At 68.8% G+C, this 5,654-nt stretch carries 5 protein-coding genes and 1 pseudogene; all 6 read right to left on the reverse strand.

Features of this window, described 5'->3' with window-relative positions; all coding sequences use genetic code 11:
* Positions 1-1,016, reverse strand: a pseudogene (locus ACEQXV_RS17730) (double-strand break repair protein AddB); the annotation flags it as partial.
* Positions 1,009-1,701: a nucleotidyltransferase family protein gene (locus ACEQXV_RS17735; RefSeq protein WP_370252469.1), complete on the reverse strand. Its 693-nt coding sequence runs from the start codon at positions 1,699-1,701 to the stop codon at positions 1,009-1,011. The gene ACEQXV_RS17735 and the pseudogene ACEQXV_RS17730, both read right to left, overlap by 8 nt.
* Entirely contained in the window at positions 1,698-2,615 is a 918-nt protein-coding gene (locus ACEQXV_RS17740; protein ID WP_370270276.1) for an aminoglycoside phosphotransferase family protein, read from the reverse strand. Before ACEQXV_RS17740 ends, ACEQXV_RS17735 begins: the two co-directional genes overlap by 4 nt.
* Positions 2,612-3,124: a tRNA (adenosine(37)-N6)-threonylcarbamoyltransferase complex ATPase subunit type 1 TsaE gene (gene tsaE, locus ACEQXV_RS17745; RefSeq protein ID WP_370270277.1), complete on the reverse strand. Its 513-nt coding sequence runs from the start codon at positions 3,122-3,124 to the stop codon at positions 2,612-2,614. The genes ACEQXV_RS17740 and tsaE overlap by 4 nt, the downstream gene beginning before the upstream one ends.
* Before the next feature lie 55 nt (positions 3,125-3,179).
* Positions 3,180-4,754 carry a PAS-domain containing protein gene (locus tag ACEQXV_RS17750; RefSeq protein WP_370252475.1) on the reverse strand — a complete coding sequence of 525 codons (1,575 nt, stop codon included), beginning with the start codon at positions 4,752-4,754 and terminating at the stop codon, positions 3,180-3,182.
* Between the two features lie 59 nt (positions 4,755-4,813).
* Positions 4,814-5,654, reverse strand: an 841-nt coding sequence (locus tag ACEQXV_RS17755) for an ATP-binding protein (RefSeq protein ID WP_370270279.1), incomplete at its 5' end; no start/stop codon positions are given.

The following is a 5,654-nucleotide window of genomic DNA, read 5'->3' on the forward strand; positions in this document are numbered from 1 at the left end:
GCCGCGGCCTCTTGCCCCGGGCTTTCGGCCTGCACCAGCGTGAGCCCTGCCGCCGCCTCGCCCACCTCGGTCAGGCCGGGGCCTTCCTGCAACCATTGGTCGGTCACCGGGGCAGGGCGAAGCGCCAGGGAAATCAGCCGGTTACGGGCCGTGTTGGCCGGGGTGTCGCGGCTCCAGCGGGGGATGTCGCAGGGGTGAATGCCAACCTGCGCGGCGAAGCGGGCAAAGCGGAACTGGGGGTGATCCTCGCCCCCTGTCAGGTCGTGATCGGGGCGCGACAACAGCCCGTCCCAGACCGCGCGCGGCTGATCGAAATCGAACCCGGGCAGGATGACCGCCCCCTGCGGCAGCGCCGCCACTGCCGCCATGAAGCGGGCCGTCGGCCCGCGAGAGCCGGTCGAGCCTGCCACGAGGATCGGGTGATCGGGCGGGGCCGGGCCCCAAAGGCTGGTCAGGCGGTCGACGACGGCGGCCTGGCGCGCTTCGACCGACAGATGTTCGGCATCCGTCACGAAATAGGGTGCGACGATCTTCAGGAAGGCCTGCGTGCGCTGCCAGTGGGTCGCATGGTCGCCCACGTCGAGCGCGGCAATGGCCTCGGGCGCGACGCCCTCTTCCTGCATTTCGCCCAGAAGCGTGGCAAGGCTGTCGGACAGGCCATAGAGCGAGGACCGGGGCGCAAGGTCTTTTTGCTGGTCCAGCAGGCCGGACACCAGCTGCGACAGTTGCAGGCGCAGCCGCAGGGGCGGAAGGGCGGGCGGAAGGCCCGCCATGTCGGGGCGGCGCGCAAGATCGGTGACCAGCCGGATCCGCGGCATGAAGCCGGCGCCGCGCGCCTCGTAGAGCGCCTTCAGTCGACGCTGTGTCCGGGCGGTGTTCACGTAGAGCTCCACCCGCGCGATCGCCTCGGGCGGCTGGCCTGCCAGCCGTTCCGCGATCCCCTCGACCAGGGCCGAGCTGAAATCGACGCCAAGCGGCGTTGCCATCACGCGGGGGCTGTCCATCGGGTCAAACACGCGGGTCGGTCCTCAGCATTTCTTCGGCCAGGGCAATGCCCTCGGGGTGGCCGACATCGGCCCAGTGGCCCGGGTGCAGCGTAGCGAACATACGCCCCGCCGCAATGGCAGCCTTCCAGACCGCATGCAGCGAAAACGGCCCCGGCGGATAGTCGTCGAAAAGCGCCGACTTCACGATCTGCGCCCCGGTGTAGACGTGGCCCTGCGGGTCACGGCGGATGCGCCCGGCGGCGTCCATGGCGAAATCGCCGCCCCCCTTGCGCCCCACGGCGCGCTGAAGCGGCACCAGGAGGGCAAGCACATCCATGCGGTCCGGGTCCCAGGCCCGCGCCAGCCCGTGCAGCGCATTGGGCCCGGTCCAGACCGCGTCGGCGTTGAGCGTAAATATCGCGCCCTGCCCCAGATGCGGCAGCGCGTTTCGGATGCCGCCACCCGAATCGAGGATCTCGGGGCGTTCCTCGCAGAAGGTTACGTCCGCCATCGGCGCAAGATGCGCGCGCATCTGGTCGGCGAAGTGATGGCCATTGACGGCAATGGGCGCGGCCCCACCGCCCCGCGCCTCGTCCAGCGCATGATCGATCAGGGGGCAGCCCGCGACCTCGATCAGCGGCTTCGGGCGGTCCCTGGTGAGCGCACCCATGCGGGTGCCGAAGCCCGCGGCCAGGATCATGCAGGGCAGGCTCATGGCGCGATCCCGGGAAGATGGGGCTGCATGGCGCGGGCGAGCGACGCCAGCGCGGGATGGTCGAGCGCCCGGCTGACATGGCCAAAGACACGCGGCAGGAAGGACAGGTAACCGGGCTTGCCGCGCTCGTGCGCAAGGCGGCGAAAGACGCCCAGGATGCGCAGGTTGCGCTGGAAGGACAGGGCGGCGGCCTGCGCGGCAAAGCGGTCTGGGTCGAGCGCCAGCGCACCGACAAAGCGCTGCGTGGCGGAGGCCGCGATCTGCGGGGGCACGTCGCGGCGGGCATCATGGATGTAGGACACAAGGTCATAGCCAACGGGCGCCATCACCGCGTCCTGGAAATCCAGAAGCCCCACCCGCGCCAGGCCAGCGCGCTCTGGCAGCCACAGCAGGTTCTCGGCATGGACATCGCGCAGCGCGGGCACCGGCGGGGCCTCGAAGAGGCGGGCAAAAAGCTGCTCCATCTCGGCCAGGGCTTCGCCCGCCTCGCCGGGCAGGGCGATCCGCGTCATCTCGGCCATGCGCGCCGGGGTAAGAACCGGGACAGGCCAGGGATCAGCCGCGCGCGCAAGATGGACGAGCACATCGACCAGCGCGTCACTCGCCCAGGGCAGCGTCGCGCCCAGCGCGGTGAAGTCCGAGCAGCCCAGGTCCTCCAGCAGCATGAGGCCCTGCGCGGGGTCCGTGGCATGGATGGCCGGGGCAGAGAGACCCAGCGCCGACAGCCGCCGGGCAATATCGACGAAGGCGTCGAACGCGGCGCGGTCCTCGGGCGGGGCCAGCATCAAGATGGCACGGCGGCTGTCTTCGGTCAGACGGACATAGGCCCGGGCCGACGCATCGCCGGCCAGGGGGGTATGCCGGGCGGACTGCCACCCGTGCCGGGCCAGGAAGCGCATCGTTTCGGGGCTCATCGGGGCAGGACCCTGGAAAGCCGGTCGCGCCAGTTTCCGGGTCGCGCGGCAGAGAGCACCAGTCGGCGCGCGTCCTCGGACCCCGGCACCATCGTCAGCGTGACGTGGAGCGCGTCGGCGGGCAGGTCCGGGCCCAGGCGGTCGGGCCATTCCACGAGGCAGATCGCGTTGTCGAAGGCCTCGGCAAGACCCAACTCATCCACCTCCCACGGGTCGGACAGGCGATAGAGATCGGCATGCCAGACTTCCACATCGCCCGCCTCGTAGGTCTGGACCAGCGTGAAGCTGGGCGAAGGGACATCTTCGGGCGCGCCATGGCGGGCTTGAAGCGCCTGGATGAGCGCGCGGGCGAAATGGGTTTTCCCTGCCCCAAGGTCGCCAGACAAGAGCACCACGTCTCCGGGCCCGAGCAGGCCCGAAAGCCGCGCGGCAAGTGCGGCCGTTGCCTCTGGCGAGGGCATCACGGCATCGGCGAGCACGGGCAAATCGGTGGGGTCGGGGGCCTGCATGGTGGCGAGTTTACCTGCGCCACCCGCCGCCGCAACCGGGCATCGACCGGAGCCGTTACCCGGCGGCCTCGACTTCCGGGGTTTCCCCCTGGCTGGCGACAGGCAGCGGCGCGGTCTCGATCGTGAAACGCACCAGCGTTGCCGCCCCTTTCAGCGGGGCGATCTCGGCCTTCAACCCCCGGCCATCACGGCGAAGAACCGTATCCGACCAGGCCACGCGGTCGGCGTATCCGCCCACGAAATCACGAATATCCCCCCAGATCGGGGTGGGGTCGCAGGTCTTCTGCCAGCTGGCCGAAGCCTCGGCGATGCTGCCTTGCCGTTCGGGCCAAAGCGCCTTGTAGGCCGCGTTCGACAGCATCAGCTTGCCGCTTCTGGAAAAGACGGCCAGCGCCGCGGCATCGGCATCTATCACCGCCTGGTAGAGGTCCAGGTCGCCCCGGAACTGGCGGGTCAGCGTCACCTCCTGGCTGATATCCTCGAACAGGAAGGCGACCGCCCCATCGGCATGGGGCCGCCCTATCACGCGGAAGGTCTGGCCGTTGGGCAGGGTCCACATCTCCTGGTAGGTGCCGTCCTGCGCGGCTTTCTCCAGCTCGGCCAGACCTGCCCGCCAGGCCTGGTAATTCTTGGGTTCGGGCATGCGCTGCTTTTCGCGCAGCTGGTCGAGAAAGGCGAAGAGATCGGGCCGCGAGGACAGCCAGCCCGAGGACAGGGTCGAAAGCGACACCAGCGCCGGGTTGAACAACACCAGCCGCCGGGTCTTGTCGAAGATGGCAAGCCCGATGGGCAAGTGCGCGAAGGTGCGCGTCAGGGTCTGGACGAAATCGCGCAGCGAGGTTTCGGCGGCCACCAGCCGATCGGCCGGGGTTGCCGCGCACAGGCGCCCCTGCCGATAATCGCTGCACGCGAGTTCGAACCACAGTTCGGTATCCGACCCCGGCAGGGTCAGCGACATGCGCCGTGTCCTTCCCTCTTCGGTCGGGGCATCCGCCCCCGGCTCGAAGATGCGATGGATCGGCCAGACCATCGCCTCGGCCTCCTGCTCCAGCTTCGACAGGAGCGAGAAATAAGCCTGGTTGGCCCAGGTGATCGCACCGGTTTCATCTTCCACCCAGAAGACGGTGTCGCCCGCATTCATCGCGTGGCGCAAGAGGTCCAGCTCGCTTTCCAGCGCGTCGAGCCCGGCCGCGTCGATGGCGCGGCGGTCCTTGCCTGCATCCAGCGTGGCCAGCGTCAGGTAACAGCGCCCGCCCGCGATACGCCCGCTGATCGACAGCTCATCGCTGCCGATCCGGCCGATAACGACGAAGGCCGCGCCCGACTGGCGCAGCGCCTCCATCCTGGTTGCCACCTCCGGATGAAGCGCGGTCAGGCTTTCCTTCAACTCGCCCCAGGCGGCGATCCGGTCGCTCGGGTCGGTCAGGAACGCATCGCGTTCGTCATGATCGCTGACCAGATACCCGTCGCGAAAGACATAGCTGCGCGGAATGTCGAACCCGCGCAGCAGCACATGCGACGGCCCGCGGGCGCGGCGCAAGGAATAGCTGCCAATGGCCACGGCAAAAGCGGCGGCGGCGAGGCTGACCCCGACAAGAAACAGGATCGTCGCCGGATCGGTAAGTGACATCACGGTCCCCACGATGTGAAAGTCGCAGGGATAACAACATCCTAATGGTTAAGACGGAGTTAAACCGGGAAGCGGCGATTTTCGCCCAGGGGGGCCTTGGCCGCGTCCTCGGACAGATGGATCACCCGCGCGGGCCAGCTCACCTCGACCATCGCACCACGCCGCGCGCCGCTTTCCTCGGCCAGCAGGAACGGGTCGGTTGCGTTGCGAAAGCTGACCGTGGCGCCCGCGCGCTCCAGCAGGGTCTTGGCGATGAAGAGGCCAAGGCCCATGCCCTCGTAGCCGGGGCGTTTTTCCAGCTCGCGCGCGGATTTGCGGCGCCGCAGGAACGGATCGCCCAGCCGTCCGATCAGGTCGGGCGGATAGCCCTCGCCATCGTCGGTCATGCGCAGGCGGATCACCTCGGCATCCCATTCGGCCTCGACCCAGATATCGTCATGGGCGAAATCCACCGCGTTCTGCACGAGGTTGCGAATACCGTGAATGATCTCTGGCCGCCGGAAGATGACCGGCTGCGCCGCGTCGCCTCCGGGAAGCGGGGCGAACTCGAAATTGACAGAAACGCCCCGGTCGACATGGGGGTCGGCCGCCTCGCGCACCACCGCGCCCAGGGGCGCGCTGTGCATGTGCAGGTCGTCCTTCCCGGCCCGGCCCATGTCGCGCAGGATATCGCGGCAGCGATCCGCCTGTTCCCGGATCAGCCGCGCGTCCTCGGCAAGGTCGGGATTGTCCTCCAGTTCTTCGGCCAGTTCGGTCGAAACCAGCTTGATCGTGGCCAGGGGCGTGCCCAGTTCATGCGCCGCTGCCGCGACCACGCCGCCAAGGTCGGTCAGCTTCTGCTCGCGCGCCAGCGCTTCCTGCGTGGCCAGCAAGGCCTGGCTCATGGTGTGGATTTCCAGC

Origin of the sequence: Nioella sp. (assembly GCF_964229645.1) — a bacterium.
Classification (GTDB): domain Bacteria; phylum Pseudomonadota; class Alphaproteobacteria; order Rhodobacterales; family Rhodobacteraceae; genus Nioella.